The organism is Blastococcus saxobsidens (assembly GCF_010682065.1).
GTDB lineage: Bacteria > Actinomycetota > Actinomycetes > Mycobacteriales > Geodermatophilaceae > Blastococcus > Blastococcus saxobsidens_B.
The window spans coordinates 114,541-138,205 of the sequence record NZ_JAAGWG010000013.1; the positions used below are offsets into that span (position 1 = coordinate 114,541).

General features: G+C 72.1%; 23 protein-coding genes and 3 tRNA genes. 1 reads left to right on the forward strand and 25 read right to left on the reverse strand.

Translation table 11 applies throughout. The annotated features are described in order from the left end of the window. Positions 1 to 21: 21 nt before the first annotated feature. The 18 genes from GCU60_RS10865 to GCU60_RS10950 form a co-directional block, all read right to left on the reverse strand. On the reverse strand, positions 22 to 828 hold the full coding sequence (locus GCU60_RS10865) for a hypothetical protein (RefSeq protein ID WP_163205023.1): 807 nt from the start codon (positions 826 to 828) through the stop codon (positions 22 to 24). A 7-nt stretch (positions 829 to 835) separates the two neighbouring features. Further along, entirely contained in the window at positions 836 to 1,609 is a 774-nt protein-coding gene (locus GCU60_RS10870; protein WP_163205027.1) for a hypothetical protein, read from the reverse strand. A 7-nt stretch (positions 1,610 to 1,616) separates the two neighbouring features. Continuing rightward, positions 1,617 to 2,903 (reverse strand): MCE family protein, encoded by a 1,287-nt coding sequence (locus GCU60_RS10875; protein WP_163205029.1) that lies wholly within the window; start codon positions 2,901 to 2,903, stop codon positions 1,617 to 1,619. After that, entirely contained in the window at positions 2,900 to 4,180 is a 1,281-nt protein-coding gene (locus tag GCU60_RS10880) for an MCE family protein (RefSeq protein WP_163205031.1), read from the reverse strand. The genes GCU60_RS10875 and GCU60_RS10880 overlap by 4 nt, the downstream gene beginning before the upstream one ends. Then, a complete protein-coding gene (locus GCU60_RS10885; protein ID WP_163205033.1) occupies positions 4,177 to 5,421 on the reverse strand; it encodes an MCE family protein in 1,245 nt (414 codons plus the stop codon). Before GCU60_RS10885 ends, GCU60_RS10880 begins: the two co-directional genes overlap by 4 nt. Further along, positions 5,421 to 6,446 (reverse strand): MCE family protein, encoded by a 1,026-nt coding sequence (locus GCU60_RS10890; RefSeq protein ID WP_163205036.1) that lies wholly within the window; start codon positions 6,444 to 6,446, stop codon positions 5,421 to 5,423. The genes GCU60_RS10885 and GCU60_RS10890 overlap by 1 nt, the downstream gene beginning before the upstream one ends. Continuing rightward, a complete protein-coding gene (locus GCU60_RS10895) occupies positions 6,446 to 7,531 on the reverse strand; it encodes an MCE family protein (RefSeq protein WP_163205038.1) in 1,086 nt (361 codons plus the stop codon). The genes GCU60_RS10890 and GCU60_RS10895 overlap by 1 nt, the downstream gene beginning before the upstream one ends. Further along, positions 7,528 to 8,889, reverse strand: a complete 1,362-nt coding sequence (locus GCU60_RS10900; protein ID WP_163205040.1) for an MCE family protein — start codon at positions 8,887 to 8,889, stop codon at positions 7,528 to 7,530. Before GCU60_RS10900 ends, GCU60_RS10895 begins: the two co-directional genes overlap by 4 nt. A 7-nt stretch (positions 8,890 to 8,896) precedes the next feature. Next, positions 8,897 to 9,763 carry an MlaE family ABC transporter permease gene (locus GCU60_RS10905; protein WP_163205042.1) on the reverse strand — a complete coding sequence of 289 codons (867 nt, stop codon included), beginning with the start codon at positions 9,761 to 9,763 and terminating at the stop codon, positions 8,897 to 8,899. Continuing rightward, entirely contained in the window at positions 9,763 to 10,578 is an 816-nt protein-coding gene (locus tag GCU60_RS10910; protein ID WP_239520897.1) for an MlaE family ABC transporter permease, read from the reverse strand. Before GCU60_RS10910 ends, GCU60_RS10905 begins: the two co-directional genes overlap by 1 nt. After that, positions 10,575 to 11,711, reverse strand: a complete 1,137-nt coding sequence (locus GCU60_RS10915; RefSeq protein WP_163205044.1) for an ATP-binding cassette domain-containing protein — start codon at positions 11,709 to 11,711, stop codon at positions 10,575 to 10,577. Before GCU60_RS10915 ends, GCU60_RS10910 begins: the two co-directional genes overlap by 4 nt. Positions 11,712 to 12,005: 294 nt before the next feature. Next, positions 12,006 to 12,398: a 50S ribosomal protein L7/L12 gene (rplL, locus tag GCU60_RS10920; protein ID WP_163205046.1), complete on the reverse strand. Its 393-nt coding sequence runs from the start codon at positions 12,396 to 12,398 to the stop codon at positions 12,006 to 12,008. A 17-nt stretch (positions 12,399 to 12,415) separates the two neighbouring features. Further along, positions 12,416 to 13,030, reverse strand: coding sequence for a 50S ribosomal protein L10 (gene rplJ / locus GCU60_RS10925; RefSeq protein WP_163205048.1), 615 nt, complete (start codon positions 13,028 to 13,030; stop codon positions 12,416 to 12,418). A gap of 384 nt (positions 13,031 to 13,414) precedes the next feature. Continuing rightward, the gene (gene rplA / locus GCU60_RS10930) at positions 13,415 to 14,131 is read right to left on the reverse strand and encodes a 50S ribosomal protein L1 (RefSeq protein WP_163205050.1); all 717 of its coding nucleotides are present in this window, start codon (positions 14,129 to 14,131) and stop codon (positions 13,415 to 13,417) included. 91 nt (positions 14,132 to 14,222) lie between these two features. Next, positions 14,223 to 14,654 carry a 50S ribosomal protein L11 gene (rplK, locus tag GCU60_RS10935; RefSeq protein WP_163205052.1) on the reverse strand — a complete coding sequence of 144 codons (432 nt, stop codon included), beginning with the start codon at positions 14,652 to 14,654 and terminating at the stop codon, positions 14,223 to 14,225. A 53-nt stretch (positions 14,655 to 14,707) separates the two neighbouring features. Beyond that, on the reverse strand, positions 14,708 to 15,622 hold the full coding sequence (nusG, locus tag GCU60_RS10940) for a transcription termination/antitermination protein NusG (protein ID WP_163205055.1): 915 nt from the start codon (positions 15,620 to 15,622) through the stop codon (positions 14,708 to 14,710). A gap of 46 nt (positions 15,623 to 15,668) precedes the next feature. Next, positions 15,669 to 16,211, reverse strand: a complete 543-nt coding sequence (gene secE / locus GCU60_RS20300) for a preprotein translocase subunit SecE (RefSeq protein ID WP_345770530.1) — start codon at positions 16,209 to 16,211, stop codon at positions 15,669 to 15,671. A gap of 120 nt (positions 16,212 to 16,331) precedes the next feature. Then, positions 16,332 to 16,404, reverse strand: a tRNA-Trp gene (locus GCU60_RS10950). A 284-nt stretch (positions 16,405 to 16,688) separates the two neighbouring features. Between GCU60_RS10950 and GCU60_RS10955 the strand changes: the two genes are divergently transcribed. Further along, positions 16,689 to 17,945 carry a pyridoxal phosphate-dependent aminotransferase gene (locus GCU60_RS10955; protein ID WP_163205057.1) on the forward strand — a complete coding sequence of 419 codons (1,257 nt, stop codon included), beginning with the start codon at positions 16,689 to 16,691 and terminating at the stop codon, positions 17,943 to 17,945. Between the two features lie 22 nt (positions 17,946 to 17,967). Here GCU60_RS10955 and GCU60_RS10960 read toward each other — a convergent pair whose 3' ends face one another. The 7 genes from GCU60_RS10960 to GCU60_RS10990 form a co-directional block, all read right to left on the reverse strand. Continuing rightward, a complete protein-coding gene (locus GCU60_RS10960) occupies positions 17,968 to 19,398 on the reverse strand; it encodes a M1 family aminopeptidase (RefSeq protein ID WP_163205058.1) in 1,431 nt (476 codons plus the stop codon). Then, positions 19,395 to 19,808, reverse strand: a complete 414-nt coding sequence (locus tag GCU60_RS10965; RefSeq protein WP_163205060.1) for a MaoC family dehydratase — start codon at positions 19,806 to 19,808, stop codon at positions 19,395 to 19,397. The genes GCU60_RS10960 and GCU60_RS10965 overlap by 4 nt, the downstream gene beginning before the upstream one ends. Then, complete coding sequence (locus GCU60_RS10970) at positions 19,805 to 20,251, reverse strand: FAS1-like dehydratase domain-containing protein (RefSeq protein WP_163205062.1); 447 nt, start codon at positions 20,249 to 20,251, stop codon at positions 19,805 to 19,807. The genes GCU60_RS10965 and GCU60_RS10970 overlap by 4 nt, the downstream gene beginning before the upstream one ends. Before the next feature lie 31 nt (positions 20,252 to 20,282). Next, positions 20,283 to 20,447: a 50S ribosomal protein L33 gene (gene rpmG, locus GCU60_RS10975; RefSeq protein ID WP_014378026.1), complete on the reverse strand. Its 165-nt coding sequence runs from the start codon at positions 20,445 to 20,447 to the stop codon at positions 20,283 to 20,285. Positions 20,448 to 20,553: 106 nt separating this feature from the next. Then, a tRNA-Met gene (locus GCU60_RS10980) sits at positions 20,554 to 20,627 on the reverse strand. A 56-nt stretch (positions 20,628 to 20,683) separates the two neighbouring features. Beyond that, positions 20,684 to 20,756, reverse strand: a tRNA-Thr gene (locus GCU60_RS10985). A gap of 96 nt (positions 20,757 to 20,852) precedes the next feature. Beyond that, positions 20,853 to 23,348, reverse strand: a complete 2,496-nt coding sequence (locus GCU60_RS10990; protein ID WP_163205064.1) for a putative bifunctional diguanylate cyclase/phosphodiesterase — start codon at positions 23,346 to 23,348, stop codon at positions 20,853 to 20,855. Positions 23,349 to 23,665: the final 317 nt, after the last annotated feature.

The following is a 23,665-nucleotide window of genomic DNA, read 5'->3' on the forward strand; positions in this document are numbered from 1 at the left end:
GGCCGGGGCGGTCGTCCCCGGTCAGCTCCGCGTGAGGAGCGTGACCTCGCTGATCTTCCAGTCCCCGTCGACCTCGGTCACCGTCAGCTGCAGGGTCTGCACGCACGACTGCGCCCCTTCGGGCGTCAGGCTGCACTCCGACCCCTGCGGGGCCTCCTGCTGACCGCTGTTGACCGACTGCACGACGTACTGCCCGAAGACGACGAGGGTGGCGGTGTCCTGCGACTCGTTGATCTGCTGGACGCCGACGTCGATCACCTCGTACCGGGTGGTCGCCGACACCTGCTCGTAGGTGTCGATGATGCCGCCCTGCGAGAGGTCGGCCTCGTACTGCTCGCGCAGGTCACCGGTGAGCACCTCGAGCTTGCGCTCGACGCTGCCCTCGGAGTCCTCGTAGTCGTAGGCGTAGAGCGCCTCGACGTTGCTCCGCGCCGCGGTGAGCAGCTCCGAGTCGACGTAGGGCGGGTTCAGCCGCTGCCACAGCAGCACCCCGGCCCCGGCGGCCGCGGCGACGCAGAGCAGCGCCGGCGCGAGCACCAGTGCCGGGAAGCGACGGCGATCGCCGGTGGACGGCGCCGCCTCGGCGGCGCGGCGCGCGCCCCGCGGTCGCGCCGTCGCGCGTGGCGCCGTCGTCGACCCGCCGGTCGCGCTCGCCTCGTCCTCCGCCGTGGCGACGCCGGCCGCAGGGGCGGACGAGACGGCGGACGGGGCCGGCACGGACTCGTCCCGCTCCCGCCGCGCACCGGCCACGCGGGGCCGGGGGCTGGGCCGGGCGGCCGGCCGCGGCCGCGGGGTCGGACGGGGGCGGTTCCCGGAGTCCTCGGTCATGCTCCCGTCACCGCCCCGTGATCCCGGACAGCCGCCACTGGTCGTCCACCCTCTGGAGCTCCACCTGGATGCGGTACTTCACGATCTGCGCCTGCTCGCTGGCGTTGGACTGCTGGCTGGACTGGATGAGCAGCACGACGGTGGCGCTGTCCTCGTCGGCGGCGGTCACTCCCCCGCCGAGGACCTCGGTGCTGACCACCGCTTCGGTCTCCACGATCTGCTGCCGACGGCCGTCGATCTGCTCGACCGCCTCGTCACGGAGGTCGCCGACGGTGACCCGGCGGATCTGCTCGATGTCGTCGTCGATGGTCAGGTGGTCGAAGGAGGTCACGTCCACCACACCGGAACGGGCCGCCTGCAGGGCGCCCGCGTAGTCGGCGGTGCGGATGTCGGAGGGCCCGGGGCGGGTGAACCACAGGAAGGCGACCGCGGCCAGCAGGAGCACCAGGAGCCCACCGAGCAGCGGGACCAGCGGCAGGGCCAGCCGCGGCCCGCGGCGGCCGGCGTCGTCGCTGCGGGCCGCCTCGTCGCGGACGGCGGTCTCCTCGTCCACGCCGCCGTCCACGGCGCGCTCCTCGGCAGCTGCCGGGGTCGCCGAGGACGTGCCGGCGTCCGCCGAGGACGTGCCGGTGTCGGCCGGGGCCACCTCGTCGACCGGCTCGGTCGTGTCCTCCGCCTCCGGCGGGTGAGCCCGCGCGTCGCTGATCACCCGCGAGGTCCTCCTTGTCGTCGTCGACGTGGCCGCCGCGGACGGCGTGTCGTCGTCCGGGCGGGCGAGCATGCCACGCTCAGCCGAGCACCGTGGCCACCGGGGTGGCGCGCAGCAGCTCGCTCAGCAGGTCGGTGATGGGGCTGAGCGGGTTGCCCCCGCCGCCGCCCCCGCCCCCGGGCAGCGCGCCGCCACCGGGCCCCGCGGCGCCCCGACCGCCGTCGCTGCCGATGTTCTGCTCACCGCGGATGCTGGAGCCGTTCTCGTCGTAGCCGTCGTCCGGCCGCGGGTCCACGCCGTCGAGCACCTCGCACCGCACGGCTCTGGTGTCGACGGCAGCGACCGCACCCGCGCTCGTGGTCGACGTCGTCGGGACGTACCCGCTGATGCAGGAGTGCGGCTCCTGGGTCAGGACCAGCCCGAAGTGCGAGCGCAGCACGCCGTCCTCGTCCCGGCGCACGACGGTGAAACCGCCGGTGACGGCGTCGGGGTACGTGACCAGCATCTGCTGCACCCCGTCGAGGCGGGGGATCGTGACCTTGTTGAGGATGTCCAGGTTCCGGACCAGCGAGCCGAGCCCGGGACCGGCGTCCTCGACCAGCCGCTGCAGCGACTCCCCCGCGTCGGGCGCGTTGACCAGCAGCCCGCGCAGCTCGGGGTCGAGCTCGACCAGGGTGTCGGTGAACAGCCGCAGGTCCGCCGCCCACTGCCGGATGGCCGAGCGGCTGTCCCGCTGGGTGTCCAGCACGGTCTGGCTGTCGGTGATCAGCCGGAGCGTCTGCGGGAGCGACTCCTGGGCGCGCGCCAGGAGCAGGTCGCCGTTGTCGATCAGGCGACCGAGGTCGTCACCGGAGCCGGCGAACGCCCGCCCCAGCTCCTCGACGACGATCCGCAGGCTCTCCGGGTCGATCGACCCGACCAGCTCGTCGAGGTTGAGCAGCATCTGCTCGACCGGCACCGGGATGCTGGTCCGGTCCTGCGGGATGACCGCGCCCTCCTCGAGGTAGGGCTCCCCCTCGGCGCGCGGCCGGAGGATCACGTACTGCTCGCCGACGGCGCTGCGGGTGGCCACCACCGCCTCGGTGTCGGCGGGGATCGGCTCCGCGCCCGGCTCGATGGTGAGCTCCACCCGGACGCCGTCGTCCACCAGGTCCATGTCGGTCACCCGGCCGACCGCCACCCCGCGGTAGGTCACCTCCGCGTTGACGAAGATGCCGCCGGAGTCGCGGAAGTCCGCGGCGACCGAGTATCCGGTGCCGAGCAGGAGGCGGTCCAGGCCGACGTACTTGAAGCCCAGGTAGGCCGAGCCCATCACGGCGACGACGGCGAACGCGAGCAGCTTGATCTTGGTCGCCCGGGTGATCACGGACCCACCTCCGGCATCTCGAGCAGTCCGGCCCGGCCGGCTGGTTCCCGCGCCCCGGGGTCCACCACGGTGCCCAGCACGTCGCCGAGCCCCGGGGACGGCGTGCCCGTCGTCGGCGCTCCGGTCGTCGTCGTGCCGCCACCGGTGCCACCGCCGGCGCCACCACCGGTGCCGGCGCCGCCCTCGGTGCCGCAGCGCTCGCCCACGAGGAGGTCGGTGACCGGCAGCTCCCGCAGCGACCCGTTCTGGTCCACCACGTAGCGGCACAGGATGGTGCTGAGGTCGAAGTCGATCGTCGCGGTCATGTTGGCGAACAGCGCCATGCCCCCCGACTGCGCCTGCCGGTAGTTCAGCGCCGACAGCGAGCTGTCCGGGAAGGGGTAGGTCAGCAGCAGCTCCAGCGAGCCGGCCAGGTCCGGGCCGGCCGCCGCGAGCTGGGTGAGCACCGGCTGCAGCAGCTGCAGGTCGGCGACCGTGTTGGCGGCCGACTGCTCGATCACCCGGGTGCCGACCTCGCCCAGCCGGGCCAGGCCCTCCAGCATCGAGACCAACAGGTCGCGCTGCTCGTTGATCACGTCGAGCCCGGGCCCGATCGTGTCCAGGGCCGTCTCGATCGTCGCCGTCCGCTCGGCCAGGGTGGCCGCGAGCGCGTTGGCGTTGTCCAGCGCCCGGTTGATCTCGGCCTTCTGGTCGTCCAGCCCACCGATGAACGTGTCGAGCTGGCTCAAGGTCTCCTTGATCGCCGACTCGCGGCCCTCCAGCGCGTCCCCGAGCTCGCGGTTGATGATCTGCAGCTGGGTCAGGCCGCCGCCGTTGAGCACCAGGGAGAGGGCACCGAGCAGCTCCTCCACCTCGACGTTGCGGTTGGTGCGGTCGAGCGTGATCCGGTCACCGTCGGTGAGCTCGCCCTGGGGCTGCACCTCGCCGGCGGGTGCGGCCAGCTCGATGTACTTCTCCCCCAGCAGCGACGACTGCTGGATGCCCGCGACCGCGTTGGCCGGCAGGTCGACGTCGCCGTTCACGGTGACGGTCACCAGCGCCGTCCAGTCCTCGCCGAGCTCGATCTCCTCGACCCGGCCGACCGGGACGTCGGCCACCCGCACGCCGGACTGCGGGACCAGGTCCAGGACGTCCAGGAACTCGATCTGCACCGTGTACGGCTGGTCACCGAGGTCGGCTCCGCCGGGCAGGCTGAAGGAGTAGGCGCCGCGGAACCCGCAGCCGGTGAGCAGGAGCACCCCGGCGCCGAGCGCCAGGAGCCGGTGGGTCCGGGTCATTCCGCAGCCTCCGTCGAGACGGGCACGAAGCCGATCGGCAGCTGCGGGATGCCGCCGCCACCGCCGCCGCCTCCGAAGATGGCCTCCCAGATCTCGTCACGGTCGGGTCGCCCGTTGCCGTTGAGGTCGTCGGGGCCGTTGGCGTTGTCGGCGTCGCCGGAGAGCAGCCGGGAGCAGATGTCCTGGACATCGGTCCGCAGCGGCGCCAGCGGGTCGATCGCGATGGGCAGGTTCTCCAGCGTGATGCGGCCCAGCTGGTAGAGCGCCCCGCAGACGACCACCTCGGGGGTCATCGATCCCAGGCCGTTGTCCCGGGTGTCCAGGGTGCCGTAGTCGGGGTTGTACGTCCGCGCCAGGTTGCTCAGCGCCGCGGGCGCCACGTCCAGCACCTCGGCCAGCGCGGTCCGCTGCTGGACCAGTGCCAGCGTGACGTCGGCCAGCCGGTCGACGTTGGTGGTCAGCACCGACGTGTTGTCGCGCACGAACCCGGCCACGTCGGCGAGGGCGTCGTTGAGCAGGACCACCGCCTCGGCGAGGTCCTCCCGCTCGGCCACCAGCAGCTCGCTGACCGCCGCCATGTTGTCGTTGAACTGGCCCACCTGGGCATCGATCGAGGCGAGCGCGGAGGTGAAGGTCTGCAGGTTGTCCAGCGACCCGAACAGGTCCTCCCGGTTCTCCGCGAGGGTCTCGACCGCCTGGGAGAACCCGGTGAGGGTCCGGTTCAGCTTCTCGCCGTTGCCCTCGAGGTTCGCCGCGCCCACGTCGACCAGGTCCGAGAGCGCGCCGTTGGCGTTGGCGCCGTCCGGCCCGAGTGCGGCCGAGAGCTCGTCCAGCGCGCCGTAGACGGCGTCCAGCTCCACCGGGATGGCGGTGCGGTCCAGCGGGATCTCCGCCCCGTCCTCCATCGTGGGGCCGCCGTCGTACACCGGCGAGAGCTGCACGTACCGGTCGGAGACCAGCGACGGCGCGAGGACGATGGCGTCCGCCTCGGCGGGGACGTCGTAGTCCTCGTTCAGGCTCATCTCGACGCGCACCTTGTCACCGAGCGGCACGACGTCGTCGATCGTGCCGATGGCGATGCCCAGGACCCGCACGTCCGAGCCCGGGTAGAGACCCACGGTCTCGGTGAAGTACGCCGTCACCCGGTACTGCCCCGCCGGCCGGAGGATCGTCCAGCCGAGCGCGGCGAGCAGCACCAGGGCCGCCCCGAGCGCGACCGCGCGCTGCAGCGTGCCGCTCATCACTGACCTCCCGGGGTGCAACCGGTGACCGGGGTGTCGACCGCGGTGCAGATGGCCGCGCCGACGACGGTCGGCAGCAGGTCGTTGACGAAGCTGTCGAACCACCGGCCGTTGCCGAGCGTGTTGGTGAAGACCCGCACGAACGGCGCCAGCTCGTTGACCGTCTGCGCGAGCGCCGCGCGGTTGCGGGACAGGATGTCGGTGACCCGGGACAGCTGCTGCAGCGCCGGGGTGAGCGCCTCGCGGTTGTCCGCGACCAGACCCGACAGCTGCCGGGACAGCTCCTGGGTGTTGGTCAGGATCGAGTCGATCAGCGCCCGGCGCTCCTGCACCTCGGTGAGCAGCACGTTGGAGTCCAGGATGAGCTGGGTGAACTCGCCGTTGCGGTCGGCCAGCACCTGGGTGACCTTCTTCGTCGCGCCGAGCAGCTCCCGCAGCTGCGCGTCGCGGGAGGCGATGGTGTCGGACAACCGGGCCAGCCCCTCCAGCGACGTGCGCACCTCCTCGGGGGTGTCGGCGAAGGTCTCCGCCAGCACCTCGAAGGAGCTGGCGAGCTGCGCGGTGTCGATGTCCTGCACGGTCGTGGACAGGTCGGCGAAGGCCTCGACGACGTCGTAGGGCGAGGCGGTCCGCTCCAGCGGGATGCGCTCCTCGGGGTCCAGCTCACCACTGCCGCGCGGCACCAGCGCCACGTACTTGGACCCCAGGACCGTCTCGATCTTGATGGCGGCCTCCGAGCGGTCACCCACGAAGGTGTCCTTGACCCGGAACTCGACGGTGACCGCGCCGTCCTCCAGGGACAGGCTCTCCACGCTGCCGACCTTCACCCCGGCCACCCGGACCGGGTCGTCGGCCTGCAGGCCGGCCGCCTCGGAGAACTGGGCCTGGTACACCGTCCCGCCACCGATCAGCGGCAGGGACTGCGCGTTGAACGCCAGGAAGATGAGCGCGGCGATCACCGTGAGGCTGACCGCCCCGATGACGACCGGGTTCTTGTCGCGGAAGTTCTTGGACCGGCGTGCCATCACCCGCACCCCTCCGCCTGGCTGTCGAAGTCGAACTCCTGGGCGATCGTCGTCCCCTGCGGGTTCAGCGGCGTGGACGTCCCGGGCACCGGCAGCGTGACCGTGCCACCGGCCCGGCACAGGAAGAAGTTGAACCAGCTGCCGTTGATCGCCGTCCGGGTGGTCAGGTCGAGCTTGGTCGGCGCCAGCTGCAGGAACTCCTCGACCAGGTCACCGGAGTCGGCGACGTTGCGGGACAGGTCCTCGACGGCCCGGATGTCGGCCGCCAGCGGGGGCCGGACGTCCTCGAGGAAACCGCTGGTGGCCACGGCCAGCTCGTCGATCGTCTGCAGGGAGTCGAAGATCGCCTCCCGGTCGCCGGCCAGGCCGGTGACGAACTGCTGCAGGCTGACGACGAGGTCCGACAGCTGCTGGTCGCGCGCGGCCACGGTGCTCATGACCGTGGTCAGGTTGTCGATGACGCTGCCGATGACCGCGTCCTTGTCGGCGAGCGAGTCGGTCAGCGAGCCGACGTGGGCCAGCAGGCTCTCCACGGTGCCGCCCTCGCCCTGGAACACCTGGATGATCTCGAAGGACACCCGGTTCACGTCCGCCGGCGACAGCGCCTGGAGCAGCGGCTGGAAGCCGCCGAACAGGGTGGTCAGGTCCAGCGCCTCGGTCGTCTGCGCCAGCGGGATGACCGCGTCCTCCTCCAGCATCTCGCCGGAGGAGCCGTCCCCCTCGGTGAGCGCGACGTAGCGCTGCCCCACGAGGTTGCGGTAGCGGATGGTGGCCTGCACGCCCGCGGGGAGCGGGACGTCGGCGGCCACCTCCAGCCCCACCTCGGCCACCGGGCGCGCGTTGCGGTCGGACTGCTCGGCCACCGCGATGGTGGTGACCTGACCGACCCGGACGCCGGCGATGCGCACCTCGTCGCCCTCGACGAGGCCGGCCACGTCGGTGAACTGGGCGCGGTAGGTGAGCTGCTCGCCGTACCCCGCGTTCGTGATCGTGGTGATCAGCACGTAGGCCGCCATCACGGTCACGAGGGCGAAGACCACCAGCTTGACCAGCGGGCCGGCCATGCCCCGCAACTGCCCCGTCATCGGATCATCACGCTCTTCCCCCGGAGGATGGGCGCCAGGGTCGAGGCGGACAGGTCGGAGACCTCATCGGGCTCGGCTCCCCGCTGGTAGGCGACCAGCCCGCGCACGAAGTCCAGCTCGGCCAGGGACCCGGCCAGGTTGTCGGGCAGGGAGTTGCCCCCGCTCGGCAGCCACGGCGGCCGCTCTCCCGAGTCATCCGCCCCGCCCTCGTAGCAGGCCGGCTCCGGCCGCTGCGCGCTCTCCGGGGACTCGACGCCGTCGTTGGGCGGGTAGGGGCAGTAGAACTCCCCCGCCGCCGCCTGCGCGATCTCGGCGTCGATGTCGTCCAGGCCGCGGCAGTCCGGCGCCGAGGTGTCCTGGTAGACGGGCTGGTCGCCCGGCTGGTAGCCGTTGCGCGGGGGCAGCACGATCTGGATGTTCAGGTTCAGGGCCGGGTCACCGTCGGCGCCGAAGGTCTCGCCGATCCGCGGCACGGAGCGGGCCAGGCCGTCGAGCAGGCACGGGTAGATCGGCGAGTACTCCGCGAGCAGGCCGAGCACGGGCCGCGACGTCTCCGCCAGCGAGATGATGTTCCGCTCGTTGGTCTCCAGGAAGCCGGCCGCCACGTTCGACGAGCTCGTGCCCACCGTGAACGTGCGGCGCAGCTGCTCGGCCTGGTCGACCACCGTGGTGTTGGTGACCGCCAGGTTGTCCAGCACCGCGAGCAGGTCGTCGGCCGCGCCCTCGTAGGTCTCGGCGAAGTCGGCCAGCCCCGAGATGTCGGCCTGCAGCTCCGGCAGCACGGTGTTGAGCTCGCCGATGTACTCGCCGGTCGCGGCCAGGTTGGCGCCCAGCCCGTCGCCGCGGCCGCGCAGCGCGTCGGCCACCGCGCCCAGGGTGTAGGCGAGGTCCTGGGGCTGGACCGCCTGGAGCAGCGGCAGGGTGTCGTCGATGACGCGCTGCAGCTCGATCGCGTTGCTGCTGCGGTCCTGGCCGATGACGTCGCCGTCGGCGAGACGGGCCGAGCTCGGCTGGTCCGGCATCTCGAGGGAGACGAAGCGCTCGCCGAACAGCGTCTTGGGCAGCAGCCGCGCGCTGACGTCGGCCGGGATCTGGTCGAGGTGCTCGGGGTCGATCGCCAGCTCGATGCGCGCACCGTCGGCGCTCGCCTCGACCTCGCGCACCTCCCCCACGATGACGCCGCGGATCTTGACGTCGGAGGCCTCCTGCAGCTGGTTGCCCGCGGTGTCGGCCTCCAGCGTCACGCGAGCGACGTCGGCGAACGCCTTCTGGTACGTGGCCACCGAGAGCCCGAGCAGCAGGGCCAGGACGACGAGGAACGCCAGGCCCTGGATCCGGATGCGGATCTTCTTGCTCATCGTTCGATCACCCCGCGATCCGGACTGTCGTGGTCGATCCCCAGATGGCCAGGGACAGGAACAGGTCGATGACGTTGATCGCCACGATGGAGAAGCGCACGGCCCGGCCGACCGCCATGCCCACCCCCGAGGGCCCGCCGCTGGCCCGGTAGCCGTAGTAGCAGTGGGTCAGGATGACCACCACGGCGAAGACCAGGACCTTGAGGAAGGACCACAGCACGTCCTCCGGCGGCAGGAACAGGTTGAAGTAGTGGTCGTAGGTGCCCGTCGACTGCCCGTAGGCCTGCGTGACGATGAGGCGGGTGGCGAAGTAGCTGGTGAGCAGGCCCAGCACGTAGAGCGGGATGACGGCGATGAAGCCGGCGACGATGCGGGTGGTCACCAGGAACGGCAGCGAGGGCACGCCCATGACCTCGAGGGCGTCGATCTCCTCGTTGATCCGCATCGCGCCGATCTGCGCGGTGAACCCGCAGCCGACCGTCGCCGAGAGCGCGACGCCCGCGACCAGCGGGGCGATCTCGCGGGTGTTGAAGTAGGCCGAGAGGAAGCCGGTGAAGGCCGCGGTGCCCAGCTGGTCGAGGGCGGCGTAGCCCTGGAGTCCGACCGCGGACCCGGTGAAGAAGGACAGCGCCGCGATCACGCCGACCGTGCCGCCGATGACCGCCAGTGCGCCGGTCCCGAACGTCACCTCGGCCAGCAGCCGGAAGGTCTCCCGCTTGTAGCGCTTGAGCGTCCGCGGGGTCCAGGCCAGGGCCCGGCCGTAGAACCCGAGCTGGTCGCCGAGGTCGTCCAGGGTGTCCAGCGGCTTCTTGCCGACGCGCTTGAGGCGGCGCAGGCCGAGCTTGACCCGGTCGGTGGGTGAGAGAAGGGCCATCACTGCCCCTTCGGCGGGACGAGCTGGAAGTAGATCGCGGTGAGCACGAGGTTCACGGCGAACAGCAGGATGAACGTGATGACGACGGACTGGTTCACCGCGTCACCGACGCCCTTGGGCCCACCTCCGGCGTTGAGCCCCTTGTACGACGCCACGATCCCGGCGATGAGCCCGAATATCAGCGCCTTGGTCTCCGACGCCCAGAAGTCCTCGATCTGCGCCAGGGCGCTGAAGGAGGCCAGGTAGGCCCCCGGCGTGCCGCCCTGGAGGACGACGTTGAAGAAGTAGCCGCCCGCGGTGCCGACGACGCTGACCAGGCCGTTGAGGAGGACGGCCACCAGCATCGCGGCCAGCACCCGTGGCACCACGAGGCGCTGGATCGGGCTGATGCCCAGGACCTCCATCGCGTCGATCTCGTCCCGGATCTTGCGGGCGCCGAGGTCGGCGCAGATCGCCGATCCGCCGGCACCGGCGATCAGCAGCGCGGTCACGATCGGGCTGGCCTCGCGGAGGACGGCGAGGACCGAGGCGGCACCGGTGAAGGACTGGGCGCCGAGCTGACGGGTGAGGGAGCCCAGCTGCAGGGCGATGATCGCGCCGAACGGGATCGCGACCAGCGCCGTCGGCAGGATGGTGACGCTCGCGACGAACCAGGTCTGCTGGATGAACTCGCGGATCTGGAAGGGGCGCTTGGGCAGGGCGCGGATGACGTCGAGCGCGAAGGCGAAGAGGTTCCCGCTGACTGCGAGCGGCCGGGTGGGCGAGAACTTCCCGTCCAGCAGGCCCGGGGCCTTCGGCTTGTCGGTCGCCGTCATCCCTCACCGTCCTGCCGTGGCAGGACGGCGGTGGCGGTGGAGCCCATCGGGGTGGCGTCGGGCTCGGGGGCCCAGTGCCGCCCGCCGGCACCACGGGTCGGCTGGAAGGCGCCGGCGTCGCTCTGGGCGAGCAGGTGCTCGGGCAGCGACTTGCGGATGGCGGCCTGGGTCGTCTCGTCGAACTCGTGCAGCATCCGCGCGACCCGCTCCTGCCGGCGTCGCTCGCCCCTGCGCTCGGGCAGGCCCTCGGTCGGCGTCAGCTGCGGCGGGACCGCCTCGCCACCGGAGGCGCCCTTGGGACCCACCCCGTTGTGCGAGTCCCCGCCACGCGCCTCCAGGGCGGCTATCTCGGCCTCCACCTGGGCGACGTCCTTCTCCTCGCTCATGCCGATCGGGCCCTCGCGACGGCCGTTCAGGAACTGCCGGACGACGGGCTCCTGGGAGGTGAGCAGCTGCTCGCGCGGGCCGAACATGACCAGGTTGCGGCGGAAGAGCAGGCCGAGGTTGTCCGGCACGGTGCGGGCGGTGCCGATGTCGTGGGTGACGATGAGGAAGGTGGCGTCGATCTGCGCGTTGAGGTCGACGATCAGCTGGTTCAGGTAGGCCACGCGGACCGGGTCCAGACCCGAGTCGGGCTCGTCGAACAGGATGATCTCGGGGTCGAGGACGAGAGCGCGGGCCAGGCCGGCGCGCTTGCGCATACCGCCGGAGATCTCGCCGGGGAGCTTCCCCTCCGCGCCCTGGAGCCCGACCATGTCCATCTTCTCGAGGACGATCGACTTGACCTCGGACTCGCTCTTCGTCGTGTGCTCGCGCAGCGGGAAGGCGATGTTGTCGAACAGGTTCATCGACCCGAAGAGCGCGCCGTCCTGGAAGAGGACCCCGAACAGCTTCCGGATCTCGTAGAGCTTGTGCTCGCCGCAGGTGACGATGTCGGTGTCGCTGATGACGATGGAGCCCTTCTCGGGCTTCAGGAGACCGACCAGCGACTTCAGGAAGACCGACTTGCCGGTGCCCGAGGGGCCGAGCAGGACCGAGATCTCCCCCGGGGGCAACGTCAGCGTGACGTCGCTCCAGATGTTCTGGCTCCCGAACGACTTGGTCAGCCCCGAGACCTCGACTGCGACGCCCACGTGTCCCCTGCCTCCCGCTCCGGCTGCGCTGCCGGTCCCCGCCCCGCCGCGCTGACGGGCCCCGGCAGTGTGCGGCAACCACGCCGTCTCCGCATCCGGAGCAGACGCGGGCCCGCACCACTACTGGTCAGTAACGAACCTGTGGGCGACAGGTTACGTGTGTCACGCAGTAGGCGTGACCCGGGTTACGTCCTGGCGGCGAAATGAACCCGGACATGCGACAGGGGCCGTCCTCCGTTCGGAGGACGGCCCCTGTGCTGGGGTGGTGCTTCCCCGGTCAGACCGGGGAGGGGGTCACTTGACGGTGACGGTGGCGCCGGCGCCCTCGAGAGCGGCCTTGGCCTTCTCGGCGGCGTCCTTGGCGACCTTCTCCAGGATCGGCTTCGGCGCGTTGTCGACCAGGTCCTTGGCCTCCTTGAGGCCGAGCGAGGTGAGGGCACGCACCTCCTTGATGACCTGGATCTTCTTGTCGCCGGCACCCTCGAGGATGACGTCGAACTCGTCCTGCTCCTCGGCGGCGGCAGCGCCACCGTCGCCGCCACCGGCGGCCGGGGCGGCCGCGACGGCGACGGGAGCAGCAGCGGTGACCTCGAAGGTCTCCTCAAACTGCTTCACGAAGTCGGACAGCTCGAGGAGGGTCATCTCCTTGAACGCGTCGAGCAGCTCGGCGCTGGAAAGCTTGGCCATGGTGTCTCCTTCTGGGATCAGTCGTCGCTGGCCGCGTCGGCGGCCGGCGAGTCGGTGGTGTCGGGGGTGGTGTCAGCAGCAGCGGTCTCGGCGGCAGGAGCCTCGGCAGCCGGAGCGTCGGCGGCCTTCTTCTCCTGCAGCGCGGCGGCCAGCCGGGCGACCTGGGACAGCGGGGCCTGGAACAGCCCGGCAGCCTTGGTCAGGTTGCCCTTCATGGCGCCGGCCAGCTTGGCCAGGAGGACCTCACGGCTCTCGACGTCGGCGAGGCGGGTGACCTCGGCGGCGTCGACCGTGCGGCCCTCGACCACGCCGCCCTTGACGACGAGCAGCGGGTTGGCCTTCGCGAAGTCACGGATGGCCTTGGCGGCGTTCACCGGGTCGCCCTCGATGAAGGCGATCGCGGTGGGGCCGGTGAGCAGCGGGGCGAGGTCGGAGAAACCGACCGAGTCCGCCGCCCGCTTCGTCAGGGTGTTCTTGACGACGGCGTAGCTGCTGCCCTCACCGAGGGAACGGCGCAGCTGGGTCAGCTGCGCCACGGTCAGCCCGCGGTACTCGGTGAGCACCGCCGCACTCGAGTTCTGGAACCGCTCGGTGATCTCGTCGATCACCGCGGCCTTCGCCTGCGTGGGCATGGGCCTCCTCTCGTCTGTCGGGCGACCACTGGCCATCGCGCGAACGCGGGCGATCGGTGGCGGCCCCGGAGACGGAGAACGCCCCGGCGCAGGCGCACGGGGCGAGAGACAGGCGCGGAGGCCTGCCGTTCGAACCGTCCTCCTGCGCGGGTCGCCCGGAACTCCGGGACCTTCGATCGCACGCGGACGTGCGACGACCAACGGTCTTGGGGGGAACGACGCAAGGGTACGCCATGTCGACACGTCGCCGGCAGGCAGGCCCACCGGAACGCACCGGGGCCCCGCGACGCAGTGCGTCGCGGGGCCCCGGCGAGGCGCTGGAACGGCCACCCTTCAGGGGCCCGCGCCGAGCATGCGAGGCGTGGGGGGAAGGGTGGTCCTTCGTCAGGCGGGCTCGTCCACCGTCAGGTTGCGGGTGCGGTTCGGGTCGACCGGGATGCCGGGGCCCATGGTCGTGGAGATCGTGACCTTCTTGACGTAGCGACCCTTGGCCGACGACGGCTTGGCCCGGAGCACCTCGTCGAGGGCAGCGGCGTAGTTCTCCACCAGCTTGGCCTCGTCGAACGACGTCTTGCCGATCACCAGGTGCAGGTTGGCCTGCTTGTCGACGCGGAAGTTGATCTTTCCGCCCTTGATGTCGTTGACCGCCTTGGTGACGTCGGGCGTCACGGTGCCGGTCTTCGGGTTCGGCATCAGGCCACGGGGGCCGAGGATGCGGGCGATCCGGCCGACCTTGGCCATCTGGTCCGGCGTCGCGATCGCGGCGTCGAAGTCCAGGAAGCCGCCCTGGATGCGCTCGATCAGGTCGTCGGAGCCCACGACGTCGGCGCCGGCGGCCTCGGCCTCGGCGGCCTTGTCACCGGTCGCGAAGACGATGACGCGGGCGGTCTTGCCGGTGCCGTGCGGCAGGTTGACGGTGCCGCGGACCATCTGGTCGGCCTTGCGCGGGTCGACGCCCAGGCGCATGGCGACCTCGACGGTCGCGTCGTAGGCCGTCGTCGACGTCTGCTTCGCCAGACCGGCGGCCTGGAGCGGGCTGTACAGGTTGTCCCGGTCGACCTTGTCGGCCGCGGCGCGGAACTTCTTGCCGTGCTTCGCCATGGTGGTTCCTCTCCCCCGGACGGGCCGGGGATTCGTGTGGTTCGCGGGCCAGGCGTGGCCCTCCCACAGATGCAGGGTGGTGCGGAGCCGATCAGCCCTGGACGGTGATGCCCATCGACCGGGCGGTGCCGGCGATGATCTTCTCGGCCTGGTCCAGGTCGTTGGCGTTGAGATCGGCCATCTTGGTGGTGGCGATCGCGCGGACCTGCTCACGGGTGACCGTGGCGACCTTGGTCTTGTGCGGCTCGCCCGAGCCCTTCTCGGCTCCGGCGGCCTTGAGCAGCATGCGCGCGGCCGGCGGGGTCTTGGTGATGAAGGTGAAGGACCGGTCCTCGAAGACCGAGATCTCCACCGGGACGACGTCGCCGCGCTGCGACTCGGTCGCGGCGTTGTACGCCTTGCAGAACTCCATGATGTTGACGCCGTGCTGGCCGAGCGCCGGACCCACGGGCGGCGCGGGGGTGGCCGCACCGGCCTTGATCTGGAGCTTGATGACCGCGGTCAACCGCTTCCTGGGGGGCATGACTTCCTTCTATCTCTGGTCGATCAGCTGGTGCTCGGAACGCCGTCGAGCGCTCAGATCTTGCTGACCTGGTTGAACGACAGCTCGACGGGCGTCTCGCGGCCGAAGATGGAGACCAGCACCTGCAGCTTCTGCTGCTCGGCGTTGATCTCGTTGATGGTGGCGGGCAGCGTGGCGAAGGGGCCGTCCATGACGGTGACCGACTCGCCGACCTCGAAGTCCACGACAGCGGCCGGCGCGGCCGCGGCTCCGCCGGTGGCGGCGGCGGCCTCGGTCGCCCGCGGGGCCTGCGGGGCGGTGGCGGGGACGAGGATCTTCACGACCTCGTCCAGGGTGAGCGGCGAGGGCTTGGAGGTGGCGCCGACGAAGCCGGTGACGCCGGGGGTGTTGCGGACCGCGCCCCAGGACTCGTCGTTGAGCTCCATCCGGACCAGCAGGTAGCCCGGCAGCACCTTGCGGTTGACCTGCGAGCGCTTGCCGTTCTTGATCTCGGTGACCTCCTCGGTGGGCACCTCGATCTGGTAGATGTAGTCCTCCACGTCCAGGGACTGGATGCGCGCCTCGAGGTTGGTCTTCACCTTGTTCTCGTAGCCCGCGTAGGAGTGGACGACGTACCAGTCGCCCGGGGCGATCCGCAGCGCCTTCTTCATCGCCTCGGCCGGGTCCTCGTCCTCCTCCACGACGGGCAGGTCGGAGGACGTGTCCGGCTCGGCGAGCGGGTCGCTGGCCATGGTGTCGGGGTCGCCGGTCTCGATTTCGGGCGTCGCGTCCGCGACCTCGTCGCCGGGGGCGAGCTCGGCGTCGTCGTCGATCGCCAGGTCGGTGGTGTCGCTGGAGCCCTCGGCGGCGCCGGTCTCGCCGGCTCCGGTCTCGACGTCGGCGGTGCCGCGCTCGTCGAAGCGGGCGTCGTCCAGGTCGATGCCTTCGACCGCGCTGTCGGTCTCGAAGGGCTCACGGGGGTCTGTCACAGAGGTCTCTTCCTTGTCAGGGGGCGGTGCGGCGCGGGACGACAGGTCAGCCGAAGACGGCGATCACGCCCTGGGAGAAGAGCAGGTCGAGCCCGGCCACCAGCGCGACCATGAAGGCCACGAAGACGATGACCACGGTGGTGTAGGTGATGAGCTCCCGCCGGCCTGGCCAGATGACCTTGCGCAGCTCGGCGACGACCTCGCGCAGGAAGCGCGCGAGCGAGCGGCGGGGCCGCATCTCCTCGGCGCGGGCGCGCTCGGCAGCGGCGCGGGAACGCGTCCCGGAGCCCTCGCGGGCCGGCTCGGACGCCGCGCGCGCGGCCCGCCGGGTGCGGGGGGCGACCTCGTCGTCGTCGGCGTCGTCGTCGTCAGCGGTGATCCGGCCACGGCGGCCGCGCTGGGCACCCGTCCGGCCGGCCACGACCTTGTCCTCGTCGGCCTGCGCCTCGCCGGCCAGTTCGTCCTCGGCCGCCTCGAGTGCACCGGCGTCGTCGACGCCGGGCGCCTCACGGTCGAGCTGCTCGTCGGTGAGCTCTGCGTCGGAGGCGGCGCGCGCGTCGTCCTCGCGGCCCGGCTTCTCGTCGCTCACTGCGCCTCGCTCGCCTCGTCGTGGTGGCCTCTCCCGCGAGGGCCGTCGGTCGGTGGTGCTGATGCCTGCTGTGGTGCGGTGCTGCGGACGTGCTCGTCGCCGGCGGACCGGCGGCACGGGCAGGGGTGACAGGACTTGAACCTGCAGCCTGCGGTTTTGGAGACCGCTGCTCTGCCAATTGAGCTACACCCCTGTGCCCTGGGTGGGGCCCCGGGACAGCCGGCTCGCCGTGGGCGCGCCCGACCTCGGAGAAGATCCGGGGCACGCCGGTGGCGGGGTCAACTGCCCCAGGGTTGCAAGTGTACGGGACGCCCGCGCCCGTCAGCCAACGTCCCGGGGCGGGAGCGGACCGGCCGGTCCTCACGCGGCCCCGGCACGGTCGTCCCGGCGGTGGCGGCGGCGGAGCGGGGATCGTCGCGACGGCGGTCCGCACCCTGCTCCGTCGCCGTCCACCGGCGACTTTGACACGATGGCCCCATGACCGCCGCCTCCCCCCAGGAGTCCGCCGCCCCGTCCACCGAGCTGCCGGCCGCCCAGCGCCGCATCTCCCGTCGCATCGGCGCCATCGCCGAGTCCGCGACCCTCGCCGTGGATGCCAAGGCGAAGGCGCTCAAGGCGGCCGGCAAGCCGGTCATCGGCTTCGGTGCCGGTGAGCCGGACTTCCCGACCCCGGACTACATCGTCGAGGCGGCGATCACCGCCGCCCGCACGCCGGCCATGCACCGGTACACCCCGGCCGGGGGCCTGCCCGCGCTCAAGGAGGCCATCGTCGCCAAGACGGCCCGTGACTCCGGGCTGCACCTCACCCCCGCGCAGGTGCTGGTGACCAACGGCGGCAAGCAGGCCGTCTACGAGGCGTTCGCGACGATGCTCGACCCGGGCGACGAGGTCCTCCTGCCCGCGCCGTACTGGACCACCTACCCCGAGGCCATCCGGCTGGCCGGTGGCGTGCCGGTGCCCGTGGTCGCGGACGAGCAGAGCGGTTACCTGGTCTCCGCCGCCCAGCTGGAGGCCGCGCGCACCCCGCGCACCAAGGCGCTGCTCTTCTGCTCCCCGTCCAACCCGACCGGTGCGGTCTACCCGGCCGAACAGGTCGAGGAGATCGGCCGCTGGGCGCTCGAGGCCGGCCTGTGGGTGCTGACCGACGAGATCTACGAGCACCTCACCTACGCCGGGGCCACCGCGCCCTCGATGCCGGTGCTGGTACCCGAGCTGGCCGACCGCTGCGTCGTGGTGAACGGCGTGGCCAAGACCTACGCCATGACCGGCTGGCGTGTGGGCTGGATCGCCGGCCCGGCCGACGTGGTGAAGGCGGCGACGAACCTCCAGTCGCACGCGACGTCCAACGTCGCCAACGTGTCCCAGGCGGCGGCGATCGCCGCGCTGACCGGCGACCTGTCCGCCGTCGCCACCATGCGCGAGGCCTTCGACCGGCGTCGGACGACGATCGTGTCGATGCTCCGCGAGATCCCGGGGATCGCCTGCCCCGAGCCGCAGGGCGCGTTCTACGTCTACCCGTCGGTGAAGGGCCTGCTCGGCCGGCCCATCGGCGGCCGGACCGCGGGGACCAGCGCGGAGCTGGCCGAGCTGATCCTGGAGCAGGCCGAGGTGGCCGTCGTCCCGGGCGAGGCGTTCGGCACCCCGGGCTACGTCCGGATGTCCTACGCGCTGGGCGACGACGACCTCGTCGAGGGCGTCTCCCGGCTGCAGCGGCTGCTGACCTCGGCCGGCTGAGCCGGCTCCGACCCCGGCGCCCTCATCGCGGGACGTCGTCCTCGTCCAGCGCGCCGGCGCGGACGAGGACGTCGACGGCGGCCGGCAGGTCGGCGAGCGCGGCGCCGACGTCGGCGGGCGTGGCGATCGACCAGGCGGTGGCGTCGACGTAGCAGCGGATCGCGGTGTCGAAGGCGTCGACCCCGGCGGCGTCGCGTGCGGCCAGCAGGGCGGCGCCGCCCTTGCCGTAGACGGTGCGCACGTAGGGGCCGTCCCCGTCGAACTCGTCCATGGCCCCGCCGACCTCGCCGTCGGACTCGAGCAGCGACCCGAGCACCCGCGCCGGCGGCGGGTCGGGGACGGCCTCCGCCCACGTCGCGAACGCCTCGTCCAGCCACGGGTCGCGGAACTGGGAGTTGCCGACCATCCCGTAGAACCACATGTGCGCGACCTCGTGGACGAGGACGTCCCGGCTCGGCGTCGCCTGCAGGATCATGCTCGGGTACTCGATGCCACCGCCGTAGTCGGGCAGCAACGCCACCGTCAGCGTCTCGTACGGGAAGGGCCCGAGGAAGGTCTCCAGCTCCGAGACGGCCGCGACCGTGTCGTCGAGCAGCCGGGCTGGCTCGAGGTCGCCGTCGATCAGCGCGCCGGCGCGCACCCGTACTCCCCCGGGCGTCTCGCGCTCCGCGGTCTCGAACTCCCCCGCCGCGACGGCGACGTCACGGGCGACCGGCTCCGCGGACCGCCAGGTGCGCCGGCCGTCCCGCGGCTCCGAGGGCGGCGCCTGCCGGCCGGTCATGAGCACGGTGAGGGCCTCGGGGGCGGAGACGGTGACGGTCGTGTCGGCCGCGGGGCTGGTGGCGGTCTCGCCGGTCAGCCCGACGAACGGGTCACGCGCCCAGCCCACCCCCGGCTCCCACGCCAGCAGCGGTGCGCCGCTGGCCCACCAGGTGACGCCCTCGGCGGTGCCGAAGCGCTCGAACCCGCCCTCGCCCACGGTGAGCGTGAAGTCCAGCCGCACCTCGGTGGACTCACCTGCCCCCAGGTCGTCGGACAGCCGGACGACGTACAGCCCGCCGGGGTCCGCGCCGGCGGCGTCCTCGTAGCCGGCGTCCTCCACGTCGTCCCCGATGACCCCGTCGACCGCCAGCCGGTGACCGGCCGGTGCGGACTCCGGCGCGTTGGGCAGCAGCCGGAACACCAGCTCGCCGGTGGGGACGTCGGGGGTGAAGACGACCGTCTCGCTGCCGGTGACCGTGCGCAGGTCGTCGGAGAGCCGGAAGTCGTAGTCGAGCACGGGGCGGTCCGGGTCGGGGGCTGTTCGCTCGGCCGGGCAGGCCGAGGGGTCGGCCGGAGTCGTCGGCGCGGCCGCCACGGGCTCGTCGGCGCCGTCGCCGCCCTCGGCGAACGAGGTGCAGCCGGCCAGCAGCAGGACGGCGACGAGCGCGCCCAGCGGCCGGCGCCCGCTCACGGGAAGCGGACCACCGCGCGGGCCAGCGAGAGGACCTTCTCGCCGTCGCTGGTGACGGTGAGGTCGACCCGCGCCCGGCCGTCGTCCAGCAGGGCAGCGACCTTGCCGCGGACGGTGAGCTCGGCGCCCTCGTCGTCGTCCGGCACGACGACGGGTCGGCCGAACCGGACCTGGAACTCCGCCAGGGCCGACGGGTTCCCGGTCCAGCCGGTGACGGCCCGCCCGGCCAGCGCCATCGTGAACATGCCGTGGGCGATGACACCGGGCAGACCGACCGCGGTGGCCACCCGCTCGTTCCAGTGGATGGGGTTGAAGTCCCCGGAGGCGCCGGCGTAGCGGACCAGATCGGCGCGGGTGATCCGCACGACGAGCTCGGGCAGCTCGGTGCCGACCTCGGGGCGGCCGCTCATGCCGTACCCCGGGCGACGAGCATCGACGTGGCCGTGCAGACGGCCTCGCCGTCCTCGGTCGCGAGTTCCACGCGGGCGGTCAGCAGGTCGTTGCCGGCCACGCTCCGGGCGGCGTCGATCGTGGTCGTCGCGACCAGCCGGTCCCCGGCCCGGATCGGGCGGTGGTGGGTGAACTTCTGCTCGCCGTGGACGACCCGCTCGTAGTCCAGGCCGACGTCGGGGTCGCTCAGCACGACGAAGGCCGCCTCGAGGCTCACCACGATGGCGAACGTGGGCGGCGCGATGACGTCGGGGTGCCCCGCGGCGCGGGCCGCCTCGGCGTCGCGGTGCACCGGGTCGTCGGCGCCGACCGCTGTGGCGAACTCGGCGATCTTCGTCCGCGCGACCTCGTAGACGGCAGAGGGCGGGTAGCTGCGCCCGACCAGTTCCCGGTCCAGCGTCATGCTCCCGCCCTCGCTCGGCTGCCGCAGACCGTCAGCGGGTCTCGCGGTGCAGCGTGTGCTTGCGCTCGCGGGGGCAGTACTTCTTCAGCTCGAGCCGGTCGGGGTCGTTCCGCCGGTTCTTGCGGGTGATGTAGTTGCGGTTCTTGCACTCCTGGCAGGCCAGGGTGATCTTCGGACGGACGTCGGTGGCTGCCACGTGAGTGCTCCTAGCCTTGTGGGACAGGACCCGGAACCGGGACCTGCTGTCGTGCCGGCGGGGAGCCGACACGACGACGGACCCGGGATTCCGGGTCCGTCGGGAGTAGCGGTGACCGGACTTGAACCGGTGACACAGCGATTATGAGCCGCTTGCTCTACCAGGCTGAGCTACACCGCCGGGACGACCGTGCGGCCCGGTCTCGCGACAGGACCGGCCGGTCAGATTACTGCCAGAGCCCCTTTACGGAATCGAACCGTAGACCTTCTCCTTACCATGGAGACGCTCTGCCGACTGAGCTAAAGGGGCGTTGCTCGGAGCCTCGGAGACTGTACCTGGCCGTGTCGACCGGGTCTGCGCCGGGGGCGCAGGTCCCCTCCGAACCGTGCGGACCGACTCTAGCAGTCAGGTCCGGACGAACAGACGACGGTGGGTGGCGCCCGGCGCGGCCGACCGGACCCCCGTGCGCGCGAGCAGCCACTTCTCCAGCCGGTCCTCGGGCAGCGGCCGGCTGATCAGGAACCCCTGCAGCTTGTCGCAGCCCATGGCCATCAGCTGGTTGCGGGTCATCTCGTCCTCGACGCCCTCGGCGACGACGCAGAGGCCGAGGTTGTGCGCCAGCTCGATGATCGAGCGCGCGATGAAGGCCTCGCCCTGGCCGGTGGCCATGGTGAGCACGAAGGACTTGTCGATCTTGACCTCGTCGATGGGCAGCTGCCGCAGCTGGGACAGCGACGAGTAGCCGGTGCCGAAGTCGTCCATCGACAGCCGCAGCCCCAGGTCGTGCAGGTTCTCCAGGACGGAGCTCTCGCGGACGGCGTCGTCCACGACGCTGCTCTCGGTCAGCTCGAGCACCAGCAGCTCCCCCGGGACCCCGTGCCGGTCGAGTGCACCGGCGACGCGCTCCACCAGGTCGGCGTCGGCGAGCGAGCGCGCCGAGACGTTGACCGCGACCGACAGTGCGATGCCCTGGTCCAGCCAGCGGCGGCACCGGGCCAGCGCGAGATCCAGCACGTGGTCGGTGACCGCACCGATCCGGCCGATCTGCTCGGCGAGGCTGATGACCTCCTCCGGCGGGATGGCGCCGTAGCGCGGGTGCGTCCACCGGACCAGCGTCTCCACCGAGACGATGTCGGAGCTCTTGGCGTCGATGACCGGCTGGAAGACCACACCGATCTGGCCGTCGGCCATGGCCTGCTCCAGCTCGGTGCCCAGCTGGAGACGGCGCAGGCTCTGCTGGTCCATGACCGGGTGGTAGCTGGCCACGCCGCCGGACGCGCCCGCGGCGAGCAGTGCCACGTCGGCCCGCTGCATGAGGGCGCCGGCGTCGGTGCCGTGCAGGGGCGCGGCCACGACGCCGATGGTGAGCGAGACCTCCAGGTCGAGCCCGGCCACGCGGACCCGCGTCGCGGCCGCCTCGCGGAGCCGGCGGGCGGCCTCCTCGGTGGCGGCCAGGGACAGCCCCGGCAGCAGCACCGCGAACTGCTCGCGCTCCATGCGCGCCAGCAGGGCCCGCGGCGGGGCGTGCTCGCGCAGCAGGCCGGCGGTGACCAGCAGCAGCTCGTCGCTGGCGGCGTGGCCGAGCGTGTCGGTGACGTCGGCGTAGGTGCCCAGCGAGGCGAGGATCAGTCCGGCGCGGCCGCCGGCGGAGTCGTCGGACAGGAGCGCGTCGATCTCCGCGGCGAGCCGCTGCCGGTTCGGCAGACCGGTGAGCCGGTCGTGGTCGGCGTCGTAGCGGATCCGGGTGAGCAGCTGCTGCTGGCGGATCGCGGCGTTGACGTGGGTGAGCATCGAGTCCAGCGCGCCGCGCTCGCTGCTGCTGAAGGTGACCAGGTCGCTGCGCCGGTCGCAGACCTCGAGGTACCCCGGCTCACCGGCGGCGGTGGTCACCGGCGCACCCAGGAGGTCCGAGACCCCACGGCGGGCGAGCGCGGCGGTCTCCGCGGCGTCGGCCCGGCTGGCCGCCACGTGGACCACGCCCGCGGCGGAGGCCACTGCCCGGCGGCGCAGCAGATCGTCGGGATCGCCCGGCCCGTCGTACCAGTGGGCGCCGTCCTCGGTGGCGACGACCAGGCGCGGACCCTCGTCGAGGTAGGGCGGCAGCCAGAGGGCCACCCGCTCGGCGTTCAGGAGCTCGCGGACCGCCTGCACGATCTGGCGGGTGCCGGCCTCGTCGGGGCGCACCTCCTCCACGCGGCGGGCGAACTCGTAGACCTGCTGCAGCGAGTTGTCCTCACGCGTGACGGCGGCGAACCGCCGGTAGAGCAGGACGAGGGCCAAGGTGAGCGGGGCGATGATCACCGAGGACCACAGCGTCGCGTCCAGCAGCAGGAGGATCGCCAGGCCGACCAGGACGGAGACGGGTGAGACGACGGCGAGGGGGACGAACAGGCTGACCCAGAAGGGCCGACCGGGATAGCCCTGGGTCACGGTGATCGCGGCCGCGATCAGGGCCGCCGAGGCCAGGTTCGCCGCCACCACGGCAACCAGGCAGGTCGCCCAGGTGGCCGGGTCGGTGACCGAGCCGGACGGGAGCAGCTCCAGGACGGCGACGGCCACGGCGCTCTCGATGACCGCCACGGCGACGTTGAAGGCGACCTTCGCCTTGGGCAGGCGCTGGGCGAGGAAGATCACGGCCACGGCCGTGGCCCGTGTCGCCGCGGTCCAGACGCCACCCACCTCGAGCAGTGCGATGACGAATGCGAGCTCGCTCGCCGAGCTGTGGAAGCTCTGCCGCCGGAACTCGACGTGGATGTTCACCGACTCCGCCGCGATGCCGATGGCGAGGACCGCCAGGACGGCGAGGACCGACGTCGGCGGGGAGTCGACGGAGAACAGCAGCACGACGGCAGGGATGGCGAGCGCCAGGCCCATGGCGCTCACTGCCCAGGGGCTGCGCATCGGACGCGAGCTCGCGGGCTCGCGAACGTTCTGCTCAGCCACGTACGGCGCTCCCGGGGTCGTTGGCGGGCGAAGGCTAGCAGCGACCCTCGTCGCCACGACCCTCTTCGAGCGCGAAGAGGGACCCGTCCTCGCAGGTCATCGACGCGTCACGCCGACGACATGAGCGAGGGCACCCGAAGGGGTGGGACCGCTGACCCATGGTGCACCCGCGTCCGGACCGACTCCGCGACTCAGCCGGCCTGGAACGTCCACTTCAGACCACGCGTCCACTTCAGACCACGAGCAGCCCCGCTCACGCCTGGAACGTCCACTTC